20 protein-coding genes and 6 pseudogenes are annotated in these 25,938 nt (G+C 36.9%); 5 read left to right on the top strand and 21 right to left on the bottom strand.

Annotated features, from left to right (window positions below):
- Positions 1–52: 52 nt before the first annotated feature.
- The 5 genes and pseudogenes from SRT_RS03595 to hemW all read right to left on the bottom strand — a co-directional run bounded on the left by SRT_RS03595 (position 53) and on the right by hemW (position 3,998).
- Positions 53–710 (bottom strand): annotated as a pseudogene (locus SRT_RS03595) (TIGR01906 family membrane protein).
- On the bottom strand, positions 700–1,473 hold the full coding sequence (locus tag SRT_RS03590) for a TIGR01457 family HAD-type hydrolase (protein WP_002263555.1): 774 nt from the start codon (positions 1,471–1,473) through the stop codon (positions 700–702). The pseudogene SRT_RS03595 and the gene SRT_RS03590 overlap by 11 nt, the downstream one beginning before the upstream one ends.
- A 14-nt stretch (positions 1,474–1,487) precedes the next feature.
- On the bottom strand, positions 1,488–2,105 hold the full coding sequence (locus SRT_RS03585) for an NUDIX hydrolase N-terminal domain-containing protein (protein WP_128833067.1): 618 nt from the start codon (positions 2,103–2,105) through the stop codon (positions 1,488–1,490).
- 20 nt (positions 2,106–2,125) lie between these two features.
- A pseudogene (locus SRT_RS03580) lies at positions 2,126–2,845 on the bottom strand (acyl-ACP thioesterase domain-containing protein); the annotation flags it as partial.
- A 16-nt stretch (positions 2,846–2,861) separates the two neighbouring features.
- Entirely contained in the window at positions 2,862–3,998 is a 1,137-nt protein-coding gene (gene hemW / locus SRT_RS03575; RefSeq protein WP_128833065.1) for a radical SAM family heme chaperone HemW, read from the bottom strand.
- A gap of 527 nt (positions 3,999–4,525) precedes the next feature.
- Between hemW and SRT_RS03570 the strand changes: the two are divergent.
- Both SRT_RS03570 and mdaB read left to right on the top strand, forming a co-directional pair.
- Positions 4,526–5,121: pseudogene (locus SRT_RS03570) on the top strand (TetR/AcrR family transcriptional regulator).
- Positions 5,118–5,684, top strand: a complete 567-nt coding sequence (gene mdaB / locus SRT_RS03565) for an NAD(P)H-dependent oxidoreductase MdaB (protein ID WP_128833064.1) — start codon at positions 5,118–5,120, stop codon at positions 5,682–5,684. The pseudogene SRT_RS03570 and the gene mdaB overlap by 4 nt, the downstream one beginning before the upstream one ends.
- A 209-nt stretch (positions 5,685–5,893) precedes the next feature.
- Here the strand turns inward: mdaB and glmM are convergent, their stop codons facing one another.
- From glmM to cdaA, 3 genes and pseudogenes are all read right to left on the bottom strand, one after another.
- Entirely contained in the window at positions 5,894–7,243 is a 1,350-nt protein-coding gene (glmM, locus tag SRT_RS03560) for a phosphoglucosamine mutase (RefSeq protein WP_128833063.1), read from the bottom strand.
- Between the two features lie 55 nt (positions 7,244–7,298).
- Positions 7,299–8,248: pseudogene (locus SRT_RS03555) on the bottom strand (CdaR family protein); the annotation flags it as partial.
- Positions 8,241–9,095 (bottom strand): diadenylate cyclase CdaA, encoded by an 855-nt coding sequence (gene cdaA, locus SRT_RS03550; protein WP_128833062.1) that lies wholly within the window; start codon positions 9,093–9,095, stop codon positions 8,241–8,243. The gene cdaA and the pseudogene SRT_RS03555, both read right to left, overlap by 8 nt.
- 108 nt (positions 9,096–9,203) lie before the next feature.
- On the opposite strand from cdaA, the gene murT reads away from it, so the two are divergent.
- A complete protein-coding gene (gene murT, locus SRT_RS03545) occupies positions 9,204–10,547 on the top strand; it encodes a lipid II isoglutaminyl synthase subunit MurT (RefSeq protein WP_128833061.1) in 1,344 nt (447 codons plus the stop codon).
- A 2-nt stretch (positions 10,548–10,549) separates the two neighbouring features.
- The gene (gatD, locus tag SRT_RS03540; RefSeq protein WP_128833060.1) at positions 10,550–11,338 is read left to right on the top strand and encodes a lipid II isoglutaminyl synthase subunit GatD; all 789 of its coding nucleotides are present in this window, start codon (positions 10,550–10,552) and stop codon (positions 11,336–11,338) included.
- A 361-nt stretch (positions 11,339–11,699) separates the two neighbouring features.
- On the opposite strand, the gene SRT_RS03535 is transcribed toward gatD, so the two are convergent.
- The 10 genes and pseudogenes from SRT_RS03535 to SRT_RS03490 form a co-directional block, all read right to left on the bottom strand.
- A complete protein-coding gene (locus SRT_RS03535; protein ID WP_128833059.1) occupies positions 11,700–12,266 on the bottom strand; it encodes a DUF4238 domain-containing protein in 567 nt (188 codons plus the stop codon).
- Positions 12,267–12,363: 97 nt separating this feature from the next.
- Positions 12,364–14,283 (bottom strand): ABC-F family ATP-binding cassette domain-containing protein, encoded by a 1,920-nt coding sequence (locus tag SRT_RS03530; RefSeq protein WP_128833058.1) that lies wholly within the window; start codon positions 14,281–14,283, stop codon positions 12,364–12,366.
- Positions 14,284–14,364: 81 nt separating this feature from the next.
- Positions 14,365–15,528, bottom strand: coding sequence for a glycosyl hydrolase family 8 (locus tag SRT_RS03525; protein ID WP_223213975.1), 1,164 nt, complete (start codon positions 15,526–15,528; stop codon positions 14,365–14,367).
- Positions 15,485–16,795 (bottom strand): glycosyltransferase family 2 protein, encoded by a 1,311-nt coding sequence (locus tag SRT_RS03520; protein ID WP_128834022.1) that lies wholly within the window; start codon positions 16,793–16,795, stop codon positions 15,485–15,487. The genes SRT_RS03525 and SRT_RS03520 overlap by 44 nt, the downstream gene beginning before the upstream one ends.
- Positions 16,767–16,928 (bottom strand): hypothetical protein, encoded by a 162-nt coding sequence (locus tag SRT_RS10405; RefSeq protein WP_002263106.1) that lies wholly within the window; start codon positions 16,926–16,928, stop codon positions 16,767–16,769. The genes SRT_RS03520 and SRT_RS10405 overlap by 29 nt, the downstream gene beginning before the upstream one ends.
- A gap of 13 nt (positions 16,929–16,941) precedes the next feature.
- Positions 16,942–17,730 (bottom strand): hypothetical protein, encoded by a 789-nt coding sequence (locus SRT_RS03510; RefSeq protein ID WP_128833057.1) that lies wholly within the window; start codon positions 17,728–17,730, stop codon positions 16,942–16,944.
- A gap of 7 nt (positions 17,731–17,737) precedes the next feature.
- On the bottom strand, positions 17,738–18,886 hold the full coding sequence (wecB, locus tag SRT_RS03505; protein WP_128833056.1) for a non-hydrolyzing UDP-N-acetylglucosamine 2-epimerase: 1,149 nt from the start codon (positions 18,884–18,886) through the stop codon (positions 17,738–17,740).
- Between the two features lie 325 nt (positions 18,887–19,211).
- Positions 19,212–19,909 (bottom strand): annotated as a pseudogene (locus SRT_RS03500) (M57 family metalloprotease).
- Between the two features lie 589 nt (positions 19,910–20,498).
- Positions 20,499–20,921: a YehR family lipoprotein gene (locus SRT_RS03495; protein WP_223213974.1), complete on the bottom strand. Its 423-nt coding sequence runs from the start codon at positions 20,919–20,921 to the stop codon at positions 20,499–20,501.
- Positions 20,922–21,121: 200 nt separating this feature from the next.
- Positions 21,122–21,912 (bottom strand): annotated as a pseudogene (locus SRT_RS03490) (alpha/beta hydrolase).
- A gap of 80 nt (positions 21,913–21,992) precedes the next feature.
- On the opposite strand from SRT_RS03490, the gene SRT_RS03485 reads away from it, so the two are divergent.
- Positions 21,993–22,307, top strand: coding sequence for a CHY zinc finger protein (locus SRT_RS03485; protein ID WP_128833054.1), 315 nt, complete (start codon positions 21,993–21,995; stop codon positions 22,305–22,307).
- A gap of 80 nt (positions 22,308–22,387) precedes the next feature.
- On the opposite strand, the gene rnjB is transcribed toward SRT_RS03485, so the two are convergent.
- From rnjB to SRT_RS03470, 3 genes are all read right to left on the bottom strand, one after another.
- Positions 22,388–24,052 (bottom strand): ribonuclease J2, encoded by a 1,665-nt coding sequence (gene rnjB, locus SRT_RS03480; RefSeq protein WP_128833053.1) that lies wholly within the window; start codon positions 24,050–24,052, stop codon positions 22,388–22,390.
- Positions 24,053–24,296: 244 nt separating this feature from the next.
- A complete protein-coding gene (locus SRT_RS03475; RefSeq protein WP_128833052.1) occupies positions 24,297–25,055 on the bottom strand; it encodes an ABC transporter ATP-binding protein in 759 nt (252 codons plus the stop codon).
- Complete coding sequence (locus tag SRT_RS03470; protein WP_128833051.1) at positions 25,052–25,921, bottom strand: ABC transporter permease; 870 nt, start codon at positions 25,919–25,921, stop codon at positions 25,052–25,054. The genes SRT_RS03475 and SRT_RS03470 overlap by 4 nt, the downstream gene beginning before the upstream one ends.
- Positions 25,922–25,938: the final 17 nt, after the last annotated feature.

Below are 25,938 nucleotides of genomic sequence, written 5' to 3'. Positions count from 1 at the left end.
AATTTTACCGTTAAAACTGCAAAGAAAAACGTTAAAAAAAACAAACCAGTTATCAGAACCGATTTGTCTCTTCTGTGCTGCCTCTGTTTTCTTTGTTTTTCCTTCTAATCTGCCACAAAAGGCTGCAAAATGAGACCTCATAAAGAATCAGAAAAAGCAAAAAACAGTGTAAAAAGAAGGCTTCAGGCAAAATATAGATAACAGAGTCTGTGTTGGGGTTAAAAAGCCAAGTGTTATCACCTGCAAAAAGGACTTGATGAAAAAGTGTGAAAAAACTATCAAAACCTATTCCCACAGCGATTAGAGTCAGAAGAAAAGGAATGAGAGCAGCCATTTTTAGAGTCTGTTTGTACAAGACACCATAGCCTTTTTGAACGATATTTTTCATAAAAAAAGAAACTAGGCAGGGTTAAAAGAAAACAGATTTGCGCTAAATGAAAAAGCCATTTCACTTGCTCAAAATGGTGCAAACCACCTTTGGAAGAAGGAAAATCGGGCATAGCCAGCTGCCAATGAAAAGGACTGGTCAAATAAAGCATTAAACGATTGAAATTGTACTGAATCTGACCGCTTTTCATATAAACCACTTTTTCCAAACCCAGCCAAGAAATCTCTAAAGGATAAAAAAGCCAGACTAAATAAATGGTGGCAAGAACTGAAAAAGCCAGTAAAAAAAGAAGGCTAAAAACAAAGTGAAGCTTATCTTTCATCGAAATCCCACTCCGCAAGACTGGATAAAACAAAATCAGGCTGAATTGGCAAAGCAGGTACTTCTTCTGGTTTGGTGAAACCTGTCGTCACCAAAAGCGTTGCAATATCATTTTTAATACCAGCAGTAATATCTGTCAGATAATTATCGCCAACCATTATCGCTTCATGACGTTTGACGCCCAGACGATCTAAGGCTTTATTCATGATAACAGCTTCAGGCTTACCAATAATAATAGGCTTGACACGTGTCGCTTTTTCCAAAAGAAATAAAATAGCTCCCGCTCCCGGCAATAAGCCGCGCTCTGTTGGAATATTGAGATCAGGATTTGTTCCAATAAAAACAGCTCCCTTTTGAATGGCCAAAGTCGCCAGTGTTAGCTTTTCATAAGTCAAATTCGTATCTAAACCAACCACTACATAAGCCGGATTCTCACTATCTTCACGATACCCCGCCTCAGCAACAGCCTTTTTAAGTCCTGTTTCACCAATGACATATGCTGTTTTCCCACGTTTCATGTCGTTCATGTAATCAATAGTCGCTAAGGTCGCTGTGTAAATAGTTTCAAGTGGCGTTTTGATATTAAAAGAGGTTGCTAGCATTTCTTGAACCATTTCGGGCGTACGTGTTGTATTATTAGTCACTAAAATATAGGGAAGCTGTCTTTCCTGCAATCGTTTAACAAAATCTTCTCCAGCAGGAATTCTGTCTTTTCCTTTATAGATGGTCCCATCAAGGTCAATAAGGTAACCCTTGTATGTCATTAATCCTAACTCCTTTAATCTATTACAGTTTTCCAATCATCATTTTCATAAGCGGCAAAACACATTTGAATTTGTTCTTCACTGGTCTTAGCTTGAGCTAATGTTGGCAGTTGATCTCGTGCAAAATAGTCACTAGCAATGGTCTCAAGATTTTTAGTAAAAGCGCCACCAGTTGCATGACAGAGTGAAAAAATTTTACAAATTTTATAAGCATAAGGCGGTTGGTTATGTTTATCTCTATCTTGTACTGCTATTACTTTATCTAAGACAACATTCAAACCTGCTTCTTCCTTAACTTCTTTGATAGTATTTTCCTTGACAGACTGATCAACATCACACCACCCTCCCGGCAACGCCCAAGTACCATTGGTCTCTTGGACGAGCAGGATTTTATTTTCTTTAAAAATAGCGGCACGGGTATCAATCTTTGGTGTTTGATAGCCGGTCTCACTAGCAAAGAGATTTTTTACTTTTTGAGCTGGCAAATCAGAAAGAGCTGTTAGCATTTGCACAGAGAGATCTCGAATCTCTTCAAATCGTTCAATATCATATTTATCCTTACCATAGGCCAGACCCGCTTGTGCCAACGACTGTAAACGAATCAGCCAATCTAACCATTTCTGCTCTTGCATAGCTTAGCTCCATCATCTAGTTATATTTTTTCCCACTGCGTAATGGCCTGTGCATTAATGTGCCCGTTTGAAGCGATTTCATGCTTGGTGATTAAGCCATCTTGTTCCAAACGTGATTCAATGTCACTGCCATATTGAACCTCTTTGACATATTTGAGATTAATTTTTTTCGGAGTATGTGCTTTTAAAAAATCAAAGTCAAGAACATCATACATCCATTCAAGATAGCGGCTGTTGTTAACATGACCATTGATATCAAGGTCAAAATAACGAACATGATAAAGCGTGTCAGTCGCTTTTCCCAAAGCTTTATATTTTGGTCCCCTTAAAATTTTTCTGATTTTTTCAGACTCATAAGGAGCGATCAAATCTTCTGGGACATCATGCACCTTGCGTGTATCATAATCCATAAGAACAAAGGTTGAAAAAATATCTACAAGCTTTTCACCATTTTGATCGTAAACGCGAAACTCACGATAACAAAAATAACGATTGTATGAAATTGGCTCTGTTTCAATCTCCACAATTTCATTAAAACGTGGTAAACGGTCAATGGTCACCTCATGTTCTGAGACAACCCAGACTAAATTATAATCTTTAAAAATGCGTTCATCTCCCAAACCTAAACCAACAGACTGATCGCTGGCAATCTGTAAGGCAACTGACAAAATGTGAGGCAGCTTAACATTATGATTGACATCACTTTCATAAAAAGGAATTTGATAACGTGTTTTAAATTTTTACCCATAATGATTTTTACTCCAAAATAAATTTCTCAGCAACAGTATCTCCTAAAAAGAGACCTTTCTTACTCATCCTGATACACTCTTTTTCTACTAAAATGAGACCATCTTTTTTTAAATCATCAATAGCCTGACCATAAACTTCCATCAAAGGCACACCAAATTTGTCCTCAAATCGCTGAATTGAAATTCCTGATTTCTTTCGTAAACCCAAAAAAAGTTCTTCTTCCATTTTCTCCGCCTGACTAAGCGGCTCTTCTTGAAAGCGAGCTTGTCCCTTTTCCTTAATAGCTTTCAAATAATGCTGGATAGGCCCGCGGTTACGGTAGCGGATACCATCAACATAGCCCGAAGCCCCTGCACCGCAGCCAAAATACTCAGCATTGTCCCAGTACATCAGATTGTGACGGCTTTCAAAACCAGGCTTGGTAAAGTTAGAAATCTCATAATGATCAAAACCATGATCTTCCATTTCAGAAATGATATAGTCAAACATTTCCGCTTCCAAATCTTCTGTTGGCAAATTGAGTTTCCCGCGTCGCATTTTATTCATAAAAACCGTATGATGTTCCAAAATCAAACTGTAAAGGCTCAAATGCGGAATATCCAAAGCCAGCGCTTTAGCTACATTTTCTTTGACATCAGTTATGGTTTGATTGGGCAGGGCATAAATCAAGTCAATAGAAATATTGTCAAAACCAGCATTTTTCAAGCTGTCAATACTTTCATAAATCTGGGCTTCATTGTGTCCGCGTCCAATTTGTCTCAGATGCTTATTGTTAAAAGTCTGTGCACCTAAAGAAACACGATTAACAGCTGATTGCTTCAATACTGCTACTTTATCCGGTGTCAAATCTCCCGGATTTGCTTCAATAGTGAATTCTTCCAACGTATTAAGATTGAGATTTTTTGATAGGTTGGTCAGCAGATAATCTAATTGCTCTGCAGAAATGGCTGTCGGTGTACCGCCGCCAATATAGAGAGTTTGCAAGTCCTTAATCTGATAGTAATCATTAAATTCCTTAATCAAGGCCTCTAAATAAGCATCTACAGGCTGATTTTTAATAAAAACTTTTGAAAAATCGCAATAATAGCAAATCTGTGTACAAAAAGGAATATGCACATAGGCTGACGTAGGTTTTTTAGACATAGTTTTATTATATCACATCTTTTTTCAGTGATATGTAAAAACTTCAGAACTCTATGCTTTAATCAGAGGTGCTAATGGTATCTCTTGATATAAGATTGCTCAATTGACATGAACTGGCGTTCATGGGATCAGATAACTCCGACAGTTCCTCAAACTGTTAGAGTTATCACTTGCAAAAGCAAGAGATACTTTAATAGACTAGTGGTCTGTTAAAGGTTTGAAGCTAAAAATTAAGACGCGAGAACTGCCAGTCAAGTGTTAGGTCATTAATATATAAAGAGGCAGTAACCTCCTCAAGATAACCGTAATCAAGCTTAGAGGGCGATACCGCCTAAGATAGCTATTAAAAAAAGCCTCAGAAGAAGGGAATAGTTTACTCCAATAGTCTCTTAGAAATCTTATTATGCAGTATCAGCCGATTATTGCATCATGTCATTTTTGCAGTAAGAATTTGACAAAACAAAGTAGACGGTGTATACTTATAAATAAGGTAGACAATGTCTACTTTTGGAGGAAAATGGAAAACAATGAAGCGCAATACAGCTCAACTGAAAGAAAAGCTCATTCAAACAGGAGTTGAAGAAATCAAAAAAATGGCCTTGATCAGCTCTCTCTTAGGACCATTGCTAAAAACTGCGGCGTCACTCATGGGACGCCTTACCGCCACTTTAAGAGTAAGGAAGATTATCTGAGAGTTGTCTTGACACGACTTTCGACTTTTCTTAATCAGGAAATAGATCAAGGAATTGATCAGAAAATTTCTGCTCGAGATCAGCTCGCTCAAATGGGATTTAATCTCATTACTTTTGCTAAACGTTATCCTTATTTCTTTGAAGCCCTCTTCATTAAATTTCCTTTTAAATATATGAAAGTTACTCAGGAGACTATTGTACTGGATTCTGACTTGCCGGGGTTTGATAAATTTAAACGCATTGTTTTAGATCTCCGCAAAGAAGAGAACTTCACTAATAGTGAAGCTGAAACACTTTTTCACTTCTGGAGTTTTATCTCAGGTCTTGCTGTTCTAGCCAACAGTCCCATTGGGCGCGACCTTGATAATCAAGCCATCCACACGACTATTAATCATATGCTTGATATTTACATTAAAGGAGAACAAATATGAAAATTTTAATTGTTTACACACATCCAAATCCAACTAGTTTTAATGCTGAAATTCTCAAACAAGTTCAAACAAATCTTTCCAAGAAACACACTGTTAGTACTTTAGATTTGTATGCTGAACATTTCGACCCTGTTTTGCAATTTGATGAAACTCATAAACGACGTGATCTGGCTAAGGTTACTGAAATGGAGAAATACCGCGACTTAATTACTTGGGCAGACCATCTGATCTTCATCTTTCCTATTTGGTGGAGCGGTATGCCAGCTATACTCAAAGGCTTTATTGACCGAGTCTTTGTAGCTGACTTTGCTTATTCTTATAAAAAAGTCGGTCTTGAAGGGCATTTACAAGGAAAATCTGCTTGGATCATCACGACTCACAACACACCATCTTTCGCTATGCCTTTCGTCCAAGACTACGGTAAAGTCTTGAAAAAGCAAATCCTAAAACCTTGTGCTATCTCACCAGTGAAATTAACCGAATTAACCAGTGTCGAAAAAATATCTGATGACGAGCGCCAGAAATTATTGCATAAAGTAGCTCAAATGACTCGTAGCATTTAATTGAGCAAGGGAAAACACGAAATGAAAGAGCTCTATAACACCTGCAGTGGGAAATCCGCTTCAGAAGATTATAGAGCTTTTTTCAGTGTATGTGCATGTTTATATTCCAATAATTTTATTTATATCAAAAAGTATCGTATGAATCACCTTATACTCAAAGGAAATCAATTGAAAAAAGCAGGACTATTGTCCCGCTCTTGTCAAGATCTTTAAGATCCAATTTCTGCTTGGACAACCTTGGCAATAGTATCTACATAATAATTGACTTCTTCTACACTGGGTGCTTCTGCCATAACACGTAAAAGTGGCTCTGTCCCACTCGGACGAACTAGAATACGTCCATTACCAGCCATTTCTGCTTCCATTTTCTCAATGATTTGTGCAATCATTGGTACTTCCATAGCCTTATTTTTCATGTCATTTTCAACACGAATATTAACTAATTTTTGTGGATAAATGGTCACTTCGCTAGCTAATTCAGATAAGGACTGGCCTGTTTCTTTCATCACTTTGGTCAATTGAATAGCTGTCAGCTGCCCATCACCTGTCGTATTATAATCCATAATGATCACATGACCAGATTGTTCACCGCCAAGATTATAACCTGAACGACGCATTTCTTCGACAACATAACGGTCACCAACTGCTGTAATTTCTTTATTAATATTTTCACGATCCAAGGCCTTATGGAAACCGAGATTTGACATAACGGTCGTGACAATCGTATTCTTGGCTAATCTTCCCTTTTCAGAAAGATATTTACCAATGATATACATAATTTTATCGCCATCAACAATCTCACCATTTTCATCAACAGCAATCAAACGATCACTATCGCCATCAAAAGCAAGACCAACCACAGAATCAGATTCTCTCACAAGATCTTGAAGCTGCTCAGGATGGGTGGATCCTACTCCATCATTAATATTAAGACCATCTGGTTCGTCACCAATAACAGTAATGTCAGCATTCAGATCAAGAAAGACCTGACGGGCTGAAGTAGAAGCTGCACCATTTGCTGCATCAATGGCAATTTTCATTCCTTCAAGATCTACGCCTGTCGAGACCAAGAATTTTTCATATTTACGAAGACCTTCTGGATAGTCAACAACCATTCCCAATCCTTGAGCTGAGGGACGAGGTAAGTCATCTTCTTTAGCATCTAATAAAGCTTCAATTTCTGCTTCTTGTTCATCAGCTAATTTAAAGCCATCACCACCAAAGAATTTGATGCCATTATCAAGCGCAGGATTGTGACTAGCAGATATCATGACACCTGCACTGGCTTGTTCGGTACGCACTAAATAAGAAACCCCCGGTGTTGCCAGAACACCTAATTTATAAACTTCAATACCAACAGAAAGCAATCCAGCCACAAGAGCTGATTCTAACAATTCTCCAGAAATGCGAGTATCACGGGCAACGAAAACACGTGGACGACCCGGTTCATGCTGGCTCAGAACATAGCCGCCAAAACGCCCAAGTTTAAAAGCCAGTTCCGGTGTTAGTTCTACATTTGCCTCACCACGTACGCCGTCTGTACCAAAATATTTTCCCATAACTATTTGATGCTAAGCATCTTCCTCCATTAATTTTAATCATTATAATATTATTTTTCTTAGCTGTCAACTTAACAGTTACTTTTGCAGGACTTATCTTAAGATTATCCGCAGCCAAAGGAATGGTCTTTGTTGTATCCTTAGTAACATCTGAAATATTAACTTTAGCCTTAATATAAGAGATTTTTTCGAGATTTTCTTGTTTACCATAGACAAGAACCTCTTTTGTAGCTAATTCGTAGCGAATATCAGACAGACTGCTGTTAATTTGACCTGTTAACTCAACAATAACTGGTACTTTTTCGATAATTCTTCAACCTCAACCTCTAAGTCTGTTTTTGTTGGTTCAATAATACTTGGTAAAATTTTACCGTTTTCAGAAACAGCCTGTAAGGTTACTGAACCGCTGTAATTTTTGGATAGGACTTGGTTTTCCGGAAGGACAGCCGCTACATGATCAATCTGATCAATGGTGGACTCATCGCTAGTAACCTCTACCTCTGAAGCGCTAGTGGAAATTTTCTTTAATTTGTAACCATCAGCAATTTGATTATCAGATACTTTACCGACAACTTTAAACGTCTTTGTTTTCTTTTTACCAACGGTCACATTTATAGTCGTCGGCGAAGCTTCTGCACTGACACCACTAGGAAGATCTTTTATCTCTAAAGGGACCTTATTGGTACCTTCTTTAGCATTTGACAAGTCAGCAACAACTTTAAAGTGTCTGGTATCATTATTGATTTCTGAATCCAATTTCACCCGATTGGTTGAGGTCAAATAAACCTCTGTATCATAAGAATAACCACTAATGAAGTATTTATTGCTGTCATATTTAATATCAATAGGGACATTTTCCAAGGTATGGTTATATGTCTGCAAAAGGCCAGTTGTTTGATTTCTTGAACCATAATTGACTGAATTAGCTGTCAAGAACAAGAGAATGGCAAAAAAGATTGAAACAAGAGTTAACCAGAGTCGTTTAGTAAAAAACCGCTTAAACATGATGGCGTCCTCCAAAGAATTGCTTCATCCAATTCTTTTTCTTTGGTTCTTCTTTAATGAAATGCTCCCGCAATAAGACCTCAAAAGCTTCAAGGGACAAATCATGGATAAAATCGCCTTTGTAAGCAACAGAAATAGCTCCTGTTTCCTCGGAAACAACAAAGGTAAAGGCATCAGAAGCTTCTGAAAGTCCAATGGCAGCACGGTGGCGCGTTCCAAATTCCTTGGAAATATGACTGGACTCTGAAAGCGGAAGATAGGCACAAGAAACAGCAATCTTATTTCCCTCCACGATAACAGCACCATCGTGCAAAGGGGTGTTAGGAATAAAAATATTAATCAGTAATTCTCCAGAAATATCTGCATCTAAAGGAATTCCAGTGGCAATATATTCTCTTAGGGTCTGGGTCTCTTCTATTGATACTAAAGCTCCAATTTTGCGCGGACTCATATAAGCCACAGCTTTCACAAAGGCGGCAACTAATTTCTCATCATCACTCAGCTGCTGTCTTTGAATAAAAGACTGGGGCGTTCGTCCAAAACGTTCCAAGCCAGACCGAATTTCAGGAGCAAAGATAACAACTCCAGCAATAACACCATAAGTAATAACTTGGTTCATCAAAAAAGCAATTGTTGTGAATCCTAAGAATTCTGCGACAAATTTAAAGAGAACAAATAGAACAACTCCTTGAACTAAAGACATCACTTTAGTACCTGCTAAAGCCTTGATAAATTTATAAATCAACCATGATACAATAGCAATATCAAGAATATGAACCAAAATTTTTAAAGGACTATCAATAAGACTAGCCCAAAATTGGGCATTAATGTTAAATAAACTACTCATACAACTCTTTCTTTTTAATATCAAACTTAACTATATACCCCTTTATTATATCATTTTTCAAGTGATTTTTCTGTATCTCAAACGCTTTTTTTATGATAAAATGTTCATATGACTTTAAAATCAAGAATAGGAATTTTAGCTGGTAAGACAGCACACTTTTTTCTCAGTAAAATCGGGCGCGGCTCTACCTTACCTGGAAAAATTGCTCTTAAGTGCGATAAAGATATTTTAAATACACTTGCCAAAGACTATGAAATTGTTGTTGTCACGGGTACCAATGGCAAAACCCTGACCACAGCTCTGACAGTCGGTATTTTAAAGGAAGCCTATGGTCAAGTGCTAACTAACCCCAGCGGGGCCAATATGATTACAGGCATTACCTCAACTTTTTTAACTGCTAAAAAATCTAGAAATGGTAAAAAGATTGCGGTATTGGAAATTGATGAAGCCAGTCTACCTAAAATTACTGACTATTTAAAGCCCAGTCTTTTTGTTTTTACCAATATTTTCCGCGATCAGATGGATCGTTACGGCGAAATTTACACCACTTATCAGATGATTTTGGATGGTGCTGCCAAGGTACCAGAGGCAACCATTTTAGCCAATGGTGACAGCCCGCTTTTTCATTCCAAAGAGCTGATCAATCCTGTACGTTACTATGGTTTTGATACGGAAAAAGAAGTCGCTCATTTGGCACACTACAATACCGAAGGTATCGTTTGCCCTAAATGTGAGCATATCCTACAGTACAAACTCAACACTTATGCTAATCTTGGCGACTATATCTGTCCTAAGTGTGGCTTTCATCGTCCTCAACTGGACTACAGTTTGACTCAGTTGACTAGCATCAGCAGCACAGATGCTGAATTTGTCATTGATGGACAAGACTACAAAATCAATGTTGGCGGTCTTTACAATATCTATAATGCCTTGGCTGCCGTTTCTGTTGCCGAATTCTTCGGAGTAAATCCAGATAAAATTAAAGCTGGCTTTGACAAGAGCCGTGCTGTTTTTGGACGTCAAGAAACCTTCAAAATTGGCGATAAATCATGTACTCTTGTTCTTATTAAAAATCCTGTCGGTGCCAGTCAAGCGCTAGAAATGATTAAACTAGCTCCTTATCCTTTTACTTTATCAGTTCTTCTCAATGCTAATTATGCAGATGGTATTGATACCAGTTGGATTTGGGATGCTAATTTTGAAAGCATTTTAGACATGGACATTCCACAAATCTTTGCAGGTGGTGTTCGCCATTCAGAAATAGCCAGACGTCTACGTGTTACTGGCTACAATGAGAAAAAGATCGAGCAAGCTGAAAAACTTGAAGACATTCTAAGCATGATCGAAAAACAAGAGGCTGAGCATGCCTACATTTTAGCTACTTACACAGCCATGCTGGAATTTCGCGAATTACTGGCCAGCCGTCATGCAGTAAGAAAGGAGATGAACTAATAATGACTTATACTTCTTTACAATCTCCTTCTGACAAGGATTATTTATATGACATCAGGGTCGCTCATCTTTATGGCAATTTGCTCAATACCTATGGTGATAATGGAAACGTTCTCATGCTTAAATATGTTGGTGAAAAATTAGGTGTACGAATGACTTTTGATATTGTCTCAATTGGTGATGATTTTGATGCTAACAAGTATGATATGGTTTTCTTTGGCGGCGGTCAGGACTATGAGCAATCTATTGTTGCTAAGGATTTGCCTAATAAACGCTCTGCTATTGCCAACTTTATTCAAAATAATAAGGTTATCCTAGCTATCTGCGGCGGGTTCCAGTTGTTGGGACAATATTATGTTCAGGCTAATGGTGTTCGCATTGACGGTATCGGTGTTATGGGTCACTATACGCTTAATCAAAAAGATAATCGCTACATTGGTGATATCAAGATTCATAATGATGAATTTAACGAAACCTACTACGGCTTTGAGAATCATCAAGGAAGGACCTTTTTATCTGATGACGAAAAGCCTTTAGGGAGAGTTATTTACGGAAATGGTAATAATAAAGAAGATGGTAGCGAAGGCGTTCACTATCAAAATGTTTTTGGCTCCTACTTCCACGGTCCCATCCTTTCGCGTAACGCTAATCTAGCTTACCGCCTTGTGACAACGGCACTGCATAATAAATATGGCGCCGATATTCAACTACCTCGCTACAATGATATTCTTAGCTTAGAAATTGCTGAAGAATACGGTGATGTTAAGAGCAAAGCAGAGTTTGAGAAATAACTAAAAAATTCACTGTAAAAAGGCTTTTTTTGAGACTTTCCTTAGGTAATACGGACGGTAGCGACTTTCTTCGGAATTCCATACCTAAGATTTGAGCCTAAGGTTTCAAATCTTCCGAGTGGCAGAAACTTCAATGTTTCTGCCACTTTTATCACGGCGGAAAGCCTCCTTTAGGCTCACTTCGTTCGCAAATAAAGGGAATAATCTTGGCATTTACAGAGCTTAAAAATAGGTTTTCTACCATTCTAAGATTGATTTTCCCATCTTATGACAACAGCAATACAGATTAATTCTGATTATAATATCTTTGTTAATGAATAGATATGTTATTATAAAAGAAACCCTACAAAATTATATTGTTCTAGACTATACCTTTATATGGATAATGTTTAACATAATAAAAGCGTACCTCTTTTTCATTCAAGGGTACGCTTTTATTAAGGTAGATGCACCAAATTTTTTCAATTAAAACATCAGAAAATTTTTCTAATAGTTGGTCATTAGAAATAGTTTCCAATGCAATATCTTTCGCTTCATCTTGACTCATTTTTACATTTAAAAGTTCTTTTTTACTCCTATTATTCAGTTGTTGTCCAAATTTTAAAAGCGATGACTCATTAGAAATATAATCTGCTTTATTCAATTGTCTATTCAAAAATATAGGTGTACAAAGAAGTTGAAATACTATTAATTTTGACAATCTTTTCTTATCTTCTTTTGTTAAAACTTCAGCTTTATAATTGTCAGAGGTCAACATTATTTTTGTTATGATATTACGTAAAGGATCTCCGTAAAATGGTTCAATATTTTGTGAAAAATATTTTTCCCCAGTATTTATCATCTTTTCTTTGTGAAACATTTTATAATAATTCCTTTTATAACCTACTTCTCTAATTGATTTTGTAAACGTCTTATCATTAGATTTCAATGTTACTTTTACATAGTAATTACCTTTTTATTTTTTGAGCAAACCATTTTAAATAAGCCTGAGGAATAATATGCTGTCTTGTATTGTCTTCTACCACTTAATCTCCTTCCGCCCGCTCACTCAATTCTTCCCATTCTTCCAGAAGTTCCAGCTGTTCTGTTTGAACATTCTCTAGTTCTTTTTGCAGTTCAGCCAATTGAGTAAAGTCATTAGTAGCAAGCATGTCCGCATTGATTTCAGACTCACGCGCTTCGATGATTTCTAAGTGCTCTTCAATTTCGGCTATACGCCTCTTTAATTTGCGCTCTTCTTTTTGGCTGGCCTTTTGAGCTTGATAATCGGAGGCAGCTGCCGCTGAAGACGATATGACTTTTTCATGTGGAGCTAACGAAACAGCATGCACAGCTGCTTCTCGCTCTGCCTTTTTTTCCAGATAATAATCATAATCACCTAAATAAAGGCTAGAGCCATTTTCAGAAATTTCGAGAACTTTTGTAGCAACGCGGTTGATAAAATAACGGTCGTGACTAACAAAGAGAAGGGTCCCATCGAAATCAATAAGAGCAGTCTCCAGCACTTCTTTGCTATCAATGTCTAAGTGGTTAGTAGGTTCGTCTAGAATGAGAAAATTATTGTTTTCCATGGATAGCTTGGCAAGAAGCAAACGCGCACGCTCACCACCAGACAGCATGGCAACAGACTTTTTGACATCATCACCTGAAAAGAGAAAGGCGCCTAAACGATTTCTAATAATCACTTCTGCTGTTCTTGGAAAGGCTGACCAAAGCTCTTCTAAAACGGTATTTCTCGCTGTCAAATTGGACTGGGTTTGATCGTAATAACCGACTTGTACATTCGAGCCATAAGCTGAGCTTCCATGAATAAATGGTATTTGCCCCATAATGGACTTGAGCAAAGTTGACTTGCCAATACCATTTGGTCCAACAATAGCAAGGGCATCCATTTTCCTAACCTCTAGATTAATAGGCTGCGCCAATATCTGGTTATCATAACCAATAGCAGCATCAGTAACCTTTAAAACCTCATTTCCGGAAGCTTTATCAACATGAAAAGTCATATTGGCAGATTTTTTGCTTGTACCGGGTTTATCCAATCGCTCCATCTTTTCCAATTGCTTACGTCTAGCCTGTGCCCGCTTGGTCGTTGATGCACGGACAATATTGCGCTGCACAAAGTCCTCTAATTTAGCAATTTCTTTTTGCTGCTTCTCGTAATTTTTCTCTTCTGTGGCTATTTTTTCAGCCTTAAGATCCATAAATTTAGAATAATTCCCCACATAGCGATCGAGAGAGTGAGGGGTCAAATCAAGCGTAATTGTCGCTACCTTGTCGAGAAAATAGCGGTCGTGACTGACAATGATCAAGGCACCTTGATAATTGACTAAATAATTTTCCAACCAAGAAATCGTTTCGATATCCAAATGATTGGTGGGCTCGTCCAATACCAACAGTTCTGGTTTTTCTAAGAGCATCTTAGCCAAAGCTAGGCGCGTGTTTTGGCCACCTGAAAGCTCAGCAATTTTTGTCTGCCACATAGACGCATCAAATTTAAAACCATTGAGAATGGCCTTGATGTCACTCTCATAAGTGAAACCGCCCTGCTGCCTGAAGGATTCAGATAAGCGATCATAATCAGCCATGAGTTTATCAAAATCAGCTCCAACCAGATCTGTCATTTGTCCTTCCATAGAGCGCAAACGTCTCTCAGTCGCACGTAAATCATCAAAAACATGGAGCATTTCATCATAAATGGTATTATCAGATTCAAAACGGCTATTCTGAGCCAAATACGACAGGGTTACATCACGCTTGAGCGTGACTTCACCTGATGTTGCTGCTTCTTCACCCACGAGAATTTTTAAGAGTGTAGATTTACCAGCACCATTAGGCCCAACCAAAGCGATACGATCATGTTCATCTACTTGAAGATTAATATTATCAAAGAGCACATCACCAGAAAATGAGCGCTCTAATTTGTTTCCTTGTAAAATAATCATAATTCTATTTTATCAGATCTCGACTGACTAAGCTAGTTGAGATAGTCAAAAAGATAACCGCAGTTATCTTTTTGACATTGTTTATTGATCCAAAACAGCCATCGTTGTTAGAGCTGAATCATAATAGTTTGTTGATGACAGGCCTTTGACAAAAACTTTCTTTTCTTGCTGATGTAAACGCTCATACTTATGGTTTAATTTCTTAGCTGCATAGAAAATTGGAGCATCAAAACTAGCTGACTGATGACTATCCAACCGTTCCCCATTCAGCTTATAACCCGCATAGATGGTCTTTTCGGTCATGAAGAAATTCATCATCTTCTTAAGTATCTTTTGGCTCTTTTTATCATTGCTTTTAGCTAAATTATAGGGCATACGACAGGCATTATAATAATAATCGCCATCATACTGACTAGCAACAAGATTAGCTTTAGCAGCCTTTATCTCACCTGATTCACGAACCCACATAAAATCTGGCAGGAGACCAGTTTTATGCTGACGACTCATCTTTTCTAAGCTAGCTAGCATGGAAGTTTTAATCGTTTTCCAAGTCTCATCTTTACTAAACTGATAAAAAACATCAAATTGTTCTGGCAGTATATCTGAAGTGCGGACGAGATCATAATAATCAGTCCCTTTAACAGCCCAATTACCAACAGTCAAGGATTTCGTCTCTGAATTGTAATTATAAGTTAAAATATCCTTTAGAAGCAACCTAGCTTGTTTTTTATAAGTATCAGCTTGATCGGGCCAGAGCTCTGATGCTTTAATCAAGGCGTAAGCAATATACAAATCCCCATCCGTTGCACTGTTTGATAAATCTTCAATTGAGCCATCTGTTTTAATATTTTGTTTCCAAGACATTAACTGTGTATTGGCAGTGCGATGGTTCATATAATATTTGTAGAGCTTAGCAAATTGGGATTTAGTAGCTATGCCCTTCTTAGCAGCTTTAATAGCAATATACATTCCATAACCTTGTCCTTCAGAAAGAGCAGTTGTCCCTTCATCACTAGTAGCCGTCTTTACATAAGCACTTTTTCCATGAGTTACAACATAATATTTAGACCAACTTTTATAGGTGTTCCTTTGCATATCATCAGTACTTTTCACTCGGATAAAATAAAATCCTACAGCCAGTGTTGCCAGCAAAAGTATAAGCCAAATGTATTTTAATTTCTTTTTTTCACTTTCTTCTCCTCTAGCCTGCAAAACGTTTTGTTTTAACCCATTTAGTTCCTTCACGATGTAAAATCTTATCCATCATAACAGAAGCTACTGATGAAATGGATACAATAATAAAGAGCTGCGTATAGGTAAAGTAAGCCAATAAGGCAATCCAAATTTGTTTAACAGTTGCCTGACCATATTGAGTCGCCTGTGAAATTGAAATTTGCAAGAGATAAAGCAAAATCATCAAGAACCAGTTAAAGAGTAAAAGCTGTGCCATGTAAATATTATTAGCATCAAAAGCAAAGGGAACCTGCACACCTGGCTTAAATAGACCAATAATTAATGCAATCAAATTGGAGAAAAACAAGATATCTGATAACACAATGGCTGCATTAAACCAAAAGAAAGTACAAGTATAGTAGAAGACTTCCCATTTGACACGCCAATTACCACGGCCAAAAAGGTGTTTAAAGTTAGCAATAACAACCTCATAGTTACCTTTGGCCCAGCGCTTTCTTTGCAAATAATAAGATTTCAGCGTTTCGGGTTCTTGCTGGAAAGCTTCTGAATTATAAGCAAGGGCAATCAACTTACCACTTTGCATGATTTTAAAGGAAATATCTGTATCTTCTGTCAGGGCACCATTTCTCCAGCCGCCAATACTCTTAACAAATTCCGTATTGATAATAAAGTTGGTCCCAGGAATCCGTCCAATTTTGCCTAAATGCCACATACCAACATGTTGGATACGTTGGGTAACAACGATTTCCTGATTAATACAACGCGTCAAGAAATTTTGATTAGCATTACGCGTCTTATTTCGACCAAAAGCTGCCACATGACGTTCTGGATCTTCCATAACCTTTTGAACAAGGAAATAAAGAGCATTTTTTTCAGGCATGGCATCCGCATCATAAACACAGATATAATCGCCTTTAGCTATCTTCAAAGCATCATTTAAGACACCAGCTTTTCCACCAGTACCACTACGATTAATCAGGGTCAAATCTCGATCAGCATATTGCGGCAAAGCTTTAATGTTTTGCATTTCCTGATAAGTATTATCTTCACAATTATCAGCAAAAAGAATAATTTCAAGCTTATCCTTTGGGTACTTCATATCCAAGATAGCCTTTGCTGTCTGTGCAATCACAACATCTTCATTATGAGCCGGAACCACAACCGTTACCATAGGATATTCTGGCAAAGGACTGGTATCAACATCAAAATCACTGTGCTTAAACCAAAAATGGACAGCTGACATAAGGATGATCAATGCCATAGCTAAGGAAGACCAAATTGAAATTAAACTAATAATCATTAGAATTTGACTCATCATCATCCACCGCCTTAAAATTTTTATTAACTCTTTCTAAAATAACTAAATAACTAATAAACAAGGTGACAAAACAGGCCGCAAAAAAGAGACTGATGCCAAGACCAATGTTAAAAAATAAGTTTGTTAAGTTCATAATCTCCACTCACCTAATATTCTACAATAATATGAGTTTCCAAAAGACGTTCCAGCCTTTTGAGGATATCTTCATAATAAGCATAACGTTCCCAATTATCATGATTAACTAATTGATAACCATATTGGAACTGAATTTCATGACTAGTTGCCTCATTATTGAAACGCAAACTGCTAAGATTGATACTAACCTCTTCTTCCATCCCGCGATGCCAGTTGGGATCTGAAGTTATTTGAACAATAAGAAACAAACCATTTCTCAAATAAAAAACACGGTCACTGTCATGTTTGGATCTAAAAATGGCACGATTAATGCGTTTAATACTAGCATAATACTCTTTAGGCTGAATTTGCTTAAATTGTTCAGCGTGAGCCCAACTAACCAACATTGTTTGAATAGTGACGTCCTCAGAATGCTGTGCCTTACGAGCATAGTATTCATAATAGCTTTTAGCCTTAGAAGTTTGAACTGCAATCGCACCTTTTTTCTCTAAAAACAAAGCTTCTACTTGATTAGCAGTGATTAAAACTATAGGCAAAACTAAAATTAAAGCTAAACGGTCATACAAAGGAATATATGAAATACCCACAGACAAGATAAATGAACCAATAATAATAGAAAAGAGTTCGGTCCAAGTTACTAATAGGTCTGTTAAAAACCAAGGAGTAATGATAGCCATAAAAATAAGAAAGGCATAAATCTCTAAGATAAGCAAACCATACTGAAGAGCAACATAAAGACCTAATCCAGCAGCTAATAGCATAAATAAAAGCATGCTGAAAAATTTTAACAAGCGTTTCATTCTAAAATTATTCCCCCATTCCAAAATCATTCGGCCGTGCGCTATTATTAAAATAATAAGAAATCGCTTCTAAAATACGTTTTGAAGCTTGACCATCGCCATAAGGATTTTGGGTCTGGGCCATTTTATCATATTCTTCTTTATTATCCAGCAAATTTATCATAGCATTTTTGACACTATCTTCTTGAGTACCAACCAATCTTAAAGTCCCCGCTGCTACTCCTTCAGGTCGCTCTGTTGTATCGCGTAAGACAAGGACAGGCTTCCCAAGGGATGGTGCCTCCTCTTGAACACCACCAGAATCTGACATAATAAAATAACTCTTATTTGCTAAGTTATGAAAATCCATAACATCAAGCGGTTCAATCAGATGGATACGCTCTGTATTTGCTAAAATATCCTTTGCTGCCTTTTGAACAGCGGGACTCAGATGAACTGGATAAACAAGCTCAACATCTGGATAATCAGCTAACACTGATTTAAGCGTCTTAAAGACCCTTCTCATCGGTTCTCCTTGATTTTCACGACGATGCATCGTTACCAAAATAATTCTATTATCTGGTTTAATTTTAGTAAGAACATCATGATGATAGTCCTCTTTAACAGTTAAATCAAGAGCATCAATAGCAGTATTTCCAGTAATAAAAATATGTTGAGCAGGATGATTTTCCTTCAAGAGATTATCACGGCTTTGATTCGTTGGTGCAAAGTACAAATCTGAAACAACATCTGTTATCTGGCGATTAACTTCTTCTGGAAATGGAGAGCGTTTATTCCAAGTCCTAAGGCCTGCCTCAACATGACCAATTTTAATTTGATTATAGAAAGCAGAGATGCTAGCAGCAAGAGTTGTCGTTGTGTCACCATGAACTAAAATAATATCAGGTTTCTCACTCTTTAAGACTTCATCCAGTTTACTAATAACATTGGTTGTAATGGTTGACAAGGTCTGCTGCTTACTCATAATGTTCAGATCATAATCAGGCCTAATCTTAAATGTCTCTAACACTTGATCAAGCATCTGTCTGTGCTGAGCAGTTACTACGGTTACTGCTTCAAAACGATCAGTCTGCTCTTTTAAAGACATAATCAGGGGTGCCATTTTGATGGCCTCTGGTCTTGTACCAAAGACAAGCATAACTTTAATCTTTTTCATGTTCCCTCTTCATGATAAATTGAAATTAATGTAAAGCCAAATGATACATCTTTGTCATAATAGCACTATTTCATTACATTTTCAATACAAAATACTTTGATTTTTTTAAAAAACTTTTCCTTTATTTTATAATTACATTAAAAATTCTCTTCTTTTAAAAGAGCGTCCAAGGATAAAAATCATTACTAAATAAGTATTTAGCAAGCTTTAGAATTTTTTTATTTTATTTTAATAAAATAAAAAACAACCAAGTGGCTGTTTCGTATATGTCGATAAAATTAAATTTCTATAATAAAACGATATAAAACTATTATTTTGTTCACATTTAATTAGCGTAAAGTTTCTTAACAGCAGTTATATCAACTGTTTGAATACCATTGTAGGAACCTGATGAGGCCATTACCGAAGTTTCTTTATCATCATGATCAAGTCCTATAGCATGCCCTAATTCGTGCTCTGCTGTGTGGACTATCCTATCAAAACTATAACCGTAACTTGCATCTAAAAGATAGTAGCGATTAAGTTTAACATCAACATGACTCATGCGATTGGTCACTGCATTCGTTTCTGTTTCGGCCAAACCAGCGGCTTGCGAATTTGCATCAGAATAATCCTTTGCTATAATATCTGCTGATGCTTTATCCGAAATGATATTAAAAGTGAAACTTCCTGTTGCATTCCAATTAGCCAGAGCAGTTTGGTAAGCCTTAACAATAGTTTTATCAGTAGAAGCTATATAAACACTAGCACTATTTTGACTCCAACGACTCCCTGCTTCATGTTTATAATTATCTGTTGATAATTTAGACATCGTATCTGACAAACTAAAGTCACTACTAAAAAAAGTCGTTATCTTATTCCATTGCTCAGAAATCGTTGATTGCAAATCAGTTCTTTGATTATTGGTAAAATAAAGAAAAGCAAAAATAATAATTGCAAGAATAATAACAGTTTTAACAATACTCCAGATAATATTCCATATTAGTCTAGGAATAAAAACAAAATTTTAATGAAAGTCTTCATAAATAATCCTTTCTATGCTTGTCATAAAACTCAGGATGACAGACAAAAACAGGAACTTTCTGATATTCATCTCACTTTTTAATCTATAACACTAAGCAAGATCCAAATATTCTTAGATTCATTTCATTCTTGAAAATCCAGTATTTAAGATATGCCTAAGTATAGCAGGCAAGAGAATAAAAAGCAAGGATTTACCGCAATCGCCAATGAAGCAAGATTTGTACATACCATCACTGAAATCACAATAGAAACGAAAAACTGAGCCAATTGGAATCGTATTTATGGGCAGCATTTCATACTTTGGTGTAACTATAGGCTTTACATAGTAACTGAGTTAAGAGTTGTCTTGAAATAGCTTGCAGACTGAGAGCAACCTTTCTTTTGACGTTTGTTTTTTGACTTTCAGAAAGAGAAAGCTATTAAAAAATTACCCCTTAAAGAGATTTTGAGCCAAAATCATGACTATCTGTTTTAATGGGCAATTTACTTGTCTCGCACCTTACGGAGCGAGCCGAACTGAAAATCACATACATAATAAAACAGCAGGCAGAATTAAGACTCTGCCTGCTGTTTCATTTATCAGCTAATATTAATTCACTTTCAATTCTTTAAAATGACCATTTTTAACTTTGCTGTAACCCTGTTTTTTGAGAAATCTTTCACTTTGCTTTAAGCTAATATAAGTTGCTCTTTTACCTGAAGGAGTATTGATGTTTACTTCTGGAAGCTTCTTCGCTAATTCATTAAGATTAGCCTTGGTATAATCTACACTTACTTTTTCTATCAAATAGTCATCCTTGTAAACAACACTTTCCTGAACACCCGTAATACCTTGATATTTCTCTGATTGAGAGCCAACCTTCTCTTTTGCTGCTTGAGCATCTGTCACCTTGAGTGCTGAATAAAGGATTTTTGACTCCGCCGTTTGTTTAAGTACCTTATCACTGCCTTTATTATGATAGTAAGTCAATCTAACATCAGCTACATCTTCTTTAAAAAGCTGATAGGACACTGTTTCTACACGAGATGATTTAGCACTTACTATTTTTGATTCGTTAAGGTAAAAATGTCACAGCTACAATAATCAGCCCTAACACAACACTTAATTTCTTTTCACAAGCCGAATCCTCACTTTCATTTTCTATTCTTATTTTAGCTGCTTAAAATAAACTGTCAAATAAAACCAGAAAAACTTACTTTAAGATTATTATATTAGGACAGCCGTTCTTCTTTTTGATAGTCAATAGGAAGCCATTCTAAAAGAAAATTCAACTGCTTTTCCCAATAGTACCACTCATGTCTGCCATGGTCGTTACGATAGTCAATATCAAGTCCTATCTTTCTTAATTTTTTCACGGCTGTTTCATTAGCCTGATAAAGAATATCTTCATAACCGCACCAAGCGTAAAACTTGGTTTTTTTATCAGACTTTTCTGCTAGTGTTGTTAGAAAATGTTCCTGTAACTGTTTTCCTTGTAAATTTCCAAAGATGCCTTCCCAATAGTTTTGAGATGCTCCTGTTGTTTCTCCTAGGTCTTGACCGTCAATTCCAAGTCCAAGTGCACCTGAAAAGAAGCTGCGTGAGAAAACTTATCTGTTGAAAGAGCAATTTTATAAGCTCCGTAACCTCCCATGGAAAGTCCCGCAATAAAAGTTTTCTCCCGTTTTCTTGTCATATTTGGAAAGAAGCGCTGCAGAATTTGAGGCAGCTCTTTGGCAATCATATCATAATAATCCAAGCCATAAGCTGTATTGGTATACCATGCTAAATCAGTTGATGGCATAACTACAATAAGATTTGTCTTTCTAACGAGACGTTCAATAGCTGTCCGCTTCTGCCATGAATTTTCATTGCCGCCCATACCGTGCAAAAGATAAAGAACAGGAATATCGGTATCATTTATATAATCTTCCTTAATCTCTGAAGCATCGGGATAGATAACATTAACATGGCGTTCCATCCCTAAAATTTTGGAATTGTATTCTATTTGAAAAAAAGCCATTTTTGATCTCCCTTTTTTTGTTTTTATTATAGCACAATCCCTCTTTTTTTGGTAAACTAGCAAAATAAGTGGAGGAACATATGGTTACGATTTGCGGTGATCTTATTGATAAGGAGACAAGATGCATTGATTATCATGGCCCGACAGACATTGTCGCCCTAAAATGTTTTGCCTGTCAAAAATACTACCCTTGTTTTTTATGCCATAATCGACATGAGACACATAATTTTCAAGCCTATCCAGAAAAATTGAAAAAAGATAAGGTTGTTTTTTGTGGAGCTTGTCAAAGAGAATTAACTATTGAAGCATACAAGGGAAAAGAAACCTGTCCTTTCTGTCACCATCTTTTCAATCCCAATTGTAAAGTACATTACAATCATTATTTCAGAAATTAATAAAAAGCTAGGATTGTACTGACCCCTAAAAGTTGGACTTCTCTACCAACCTTTTGGAAACAGTATCAATCAAGCCTCTTTTATCTAACTTCCATAACTACTGGTAAGATGGCTGGACGACGCTTCGTTTGTTCAAAAAGAAATTTACCAATTTCATCACGAACAATAGATTTCAATTCTCCCCAATCAAACGTATCTTGTTGTAAATAATTTTCAACAGCCTTATTGACAATATCTGCGCTTTCGCGTAAAATATCACGGCTTTTCTTGACATAAACAAAACCACGTGTATTGATTTTAGCTCTTGAAATGATTTTCTTTTCTTTTTTATTGACAGTTAAGGCAATGATAAAGATACCATCTTCAGAAAGCACCTTGCGGTCTCGTAAAACAATATTACCAACATCACCAATAGCATTACCATCAATCATGACATCTCCAGCTGGGATACTGCCTTCATGTAAGAAACCATCCTTTTTATCATAAACCATAATGTCACCATGTTTCATGATATAAATATTTTCCGGAAACATGCCTATTTCAAGAGCTAAATCAGCATGGGCAGCTAATTCACGATATTCCCCTTGTATAGGGAAGAGATATTTGGGCTTAAGCAGGTTAATCATCAGCTGAAGGTCACGACCATTAGCATGTCCAGATACGCGTAAGTCCTGAGCAATGAGTCTCACATTACCCCCAGCCTTATAAATCATATTCTCAACACGCGCAACAACGGCTTCCTTAGAAACAGTAGGCGTTGTTACAATATAGACTAAATCACCATCTTTAATTTCAACATAACGATGACGGCCAATAGCCATTTTTCTTAAACCATTGAGTGGCTCGCTCATCCGACCAGTTTCTAAAATAATGAGTTCATGATCTTCAAATTTATGCATATCTTTTGGTTTGACAATAAGTTTTTCATCAACCAGAGAAAGCTTTTTAAGACGGATAGCTGTTCGAACAATATTTTCAACATCATAACCTGTCAGTACAACACGGCGGCCATTATTAGCAGCTGAATCAAAGACTTGTTGAATACGAACAAGATTAGAGGCCACTGCAGCGACGATAATCCGCCCTTCCCAATTGGAAATGACTTGTTCCATTTCAATGCCTACTTCAGCTTCACTGGCAATTTGAGCAGTACTGTCAGCATTCGCAGAATCTGATAAAAGTGCCAGAACACCTTCACGGCCAATTTCAGCAATACGAGCCAAATCAGTCTGATAAAGCTTACTGGCTGCTTGGTCAAACTTAAAATCACCTGTATAAACAATATTGCCTTCTTTAGTGCCAACCACAATTCCTAAACTTTCTGGTATAGAATGGGTAGTCTTGAAAAAAGAAATAATAGCATCGTCAAATTCAATTTCAGTTTGAGCATCAACAACATGGAAATTATGGAATTTCTTAGTTGCATCGTTGTTTTTAACGACCAACTTAGCTAGTTCAATTGTTAACTCAGAACCAAATACCGGAGCTTTGACATCACTCAACAAATAAGGCAAAGCACCAATAGCATCAGCATGTCCATGGGTTAAAAAAATTCCCTGTACACGCTTTTTATTTTCAATCAGATAATCCAGATTAGGAATAACAACATCAACACCTAACTGTTCATTTTCTGGATACTTAAGCCCAGCATCAAGAATGAAAATGGCATCGTTGACTTCTGCCACATAGAAGTTCTTACCATTTTCACGAACTCCGCCTAGGGCAATAATTTTAATGTCACTCATTATGTCTCCTTACATTAGTTTTATAGGTTTTGAATTTCAATTTTAGTGTCAGAATTATCTCATATTAACGAATGAATCTGATGAAATATATCTCATCAGATTATCGTACTAACCAGCAGTTTGGCTATTCTTTCACTATAATATTATTTTCATACATACGGTTCTTGCTTAGCAAGTCGAATGACTGCGGGCAATAAAAATTGCATACATTGTTAGTATACAACTTTTCGCCAGTTTTTTCAATTTATTCAAACAGTCCGTAATAATCTGAAATGTTCATCTTTGCTTTTTCTTCGGCCGATAAATCTTGGATAATATGACCATCTTTCATTACCAAGAGGCGATTGCCATATTTAAGAGCATCTTCCATACGATGAGTAATCATGAGGGCTGTTAGATGATCACGTTTCACGAATTCTTCTGTCAGTGTCATCAGAGCAACACTGGTTTTAGGATCCAGAGCCGCTGTATGCTCATCAAGTAACAAAAGCTCTGGACGTTTGATGGTTGCCATAAGCAAACTGAGCGCCTGTCTTTGCCCACCTGACAGCAAGCCTGTTGGTGTCTCTAGATGCTTTTCAAGTCCATTACCAATTTTATCAATGACTGCTTGAAACTCTTCTTTGTAAGCACTAATGTGACGTGAGACAAGCCCACGCTTTTCACCACGGTGTTTGGCAATTAAGAGATTTTCCGCAACTGTCATTCTTGGTGCAGTCCCCATTTTAGGATCCTGAAAAACACGCGATAGGTATTTTGCTCGCTTTTCAGCAGGATAGGCGGTGACATCTTCTCCCATAATAGAAATGCTGCCGTCAGTCAACGGCAGTGTACCAGCAAGGACATTAAAGAGAGTAGATTTCCCTGCTCCATTTCCACCAAGAATGGTCAAAAAATCATGTTTGTATATATCTAGACTGACATCATCAAGAATTGTCTTATAATCATCAAAGCCATTGTTAACTTGAACCGTAGCGTTCTTTAATTCAACAATTTTAGTCATCGTGATAACTTCACTCCTTTGAAGAATTTCTTTTTCAGCTCTGGAATCATAAGACAGATAGCCAAGACTAAAGCACTGAAGAGTTTGAGATAGTTCGTCTTAAAGCCCATTGAAATAACAGCCAAAATCAAGAATTGATAGAGAACAGAGCCAACAACAATAGCTAATAAACGCTCCAATAACGTTAGACTCGTCGAAAAGAGAACTTCACCAATGATAATACTAGCCAATCCAATAACAATGACACCAATTCCTTTTGAAACATCTGCATAACCATCTTGCTGGCTAATCAGAGCACCAGATAAGGCAATAATACCGTTAGATAAAATGAGTCCCATTAATTCCATCTTATCTGTATGTATGCCAAAACTCTTGGCCATATCATGATTATCACCTGTCGCAATGTAGGCCTGTCCCAGACGCGTATTAAGAAAGAAAATCATCGCGCCAACGACAAGAAAAACAAAAATAAGACCCAGACTAAGGAGATTAATCTCTCCTGAAAAGGGTAAGAGATCCTGTAATTTTTTAGCATCTAGAAGACCTATATTTGCCCGTCCCATAATCATCAACATAACAGAATGACAAGAGGTCATAACCAGAATTCCTGATAGAAGCGTGGGAATTTTTCCTTTAGTATAAAGAAGTCCTGCTGCTAGCCCTGCCAAACAGCCTGACAGACTTGCAATAATGGTTGCTAATAAAGGATTCATTCCCTGTGTGATCAAACTCACAGCCACTGCTCCTCCCAAGGGAAAGGAACCTTCCGTTGTCATATCAGGAAAATCTAAAATGCGAAAGGTCATAAAAATACCTAAACCTAAAATAGACCAAAGAAAACCTTGAGAAATGGTTGAAAGTAACATTATCGTCCCCTTCTTTT

It is taken from the genome of Streptococcus troglodytae (assembly GCF_002355215.1).
Taxonomy (GTDB): Bacteria; Bacillota; Bacilli; order Lactobacillales; family Streptococcaceae; genus Streptococcus; species Streptococcus troglodytae.
This window is presented reverse-complemented; position numbering and strand designations above follow the sequence as displayed.

Excerpts from the sequence above, each read along its gene's own strand:
- SRT_RS03590 (WP_002263555.1), bottom strand. The coding sequence starts at position 1,473 with ATGACATACAAGGGTTACCTTATTGACCTTGATGGGACCATCTATAAA.
- murT (WP_128833061.1), top strand. The coding sequence starts at position 9,204 with ATGACTTTAAAATCAAGAATAGGAATTTTAGCTGGTAAGACAGCACAC.
- SRT_RS03585 (WP_128833067.1), bottom strand. The coding sequence starts at position 2,105 with ATGCAAGAGCAGAAATGGTTAGATTGGCTGATTCGTTTACAGTCGTTG.
- glmM (WP_128833063.1), bottom strand. The coding sequence starts at position 7,243 with ATGGGAAAATATTTTGGTACAGACGGCGTACGTGGTGAGGCAAATGTA.
- SRT_RS03530 (WP_128833058.1), bottom strand. The coding sequence starts at position 14,283 with ATGATTATTTTACAAGGAAACAAATTAGAGCGCTCATTTTCTGGTGAT.
- hemW (WP_128833065.1), bottom strand. The coding sequence starts at position 3,998 with ATGTCTAAAAAACCTACGTCAGCCTATGTGCATATTCCTTTTTGTACA.
- SRT_RS03475 (WP_128833052.1), bottom strand. The coding sequence starts at position 25,055 with ATGACTAAAATTGTTGAATTAAAGAACGCTACGGTTCAAGTTAACAAT.
- SRT_RS03470 (WP_128833051.1), bottom strand. The coding sequence starts at position 25,921 with ATGTTACTTTCAACCATTTCTCAAGGTTTTCTTTGGTCTATTTTAGGT.
- rnjB (WP_128833053.1), bottom strand. The coding sequence starts at position 24,052 with ATGAGTGACATTAAAATTATTGCCCTAGGCGGAGTTCGTGAAAATGGT.
- SRT_RS03520 (WP_128834022.1), bottom strand. The coding sequence starts at position 16,795 with ATGATGAGTCAAATTCTAATGATTATTAGTTTAATTTCAATTTGGTCT.
- gatD (WP_128833060.1), top strand. The coding sequence starts at position 10,550 with ATGACTTATACTTCTTTACAATCTCCTTCTGACAAGGATTATTTATAT.
- wecB (WP_128833056.1), bottom strand. The coding sequence starts at position 18,886 with ATGAAAAAGATTAAAGTTATGCTTGTCTTTGGTACAAGACCAGAGGCC.
- SRT_RS03485 (WP_128833054.1), top strand. The coding sequence starts at position 21,993 with ATGGTTACGATTTGCGGTGATCTTATTGATAAGGAGACAAGATGCATT.
- mdaB (WP_128833064.1), top strand. The coding sequence starts at position 5,118 with ATGAAAATTTTAATTGTTTACACACATCCAAATCCAACTAGTTTTAAT.
- cdaA (WP_128833062.1), bottom strand. The coding sequence starts at position 9,095 with ATGAGTAGTTTATTTAACATTAATGCCCAATTTTGGGCTAGTCTTATT.
- SRT_RS03510 (WP_128833057.1), bottom strand. The coding sequence starts at position 17,730 with ATGAAACGCTTGTTAAAATTTTTCAGCATGCTTTTATTTATGCTATTA.
- SRT_RS10405 (WP_002263106.1), bottom strand. The coding sequence starts at position 16,928 with ATGAACTTAACAAACTTATTTTTTAACATTGGTCTTGGCATCAGTCTC.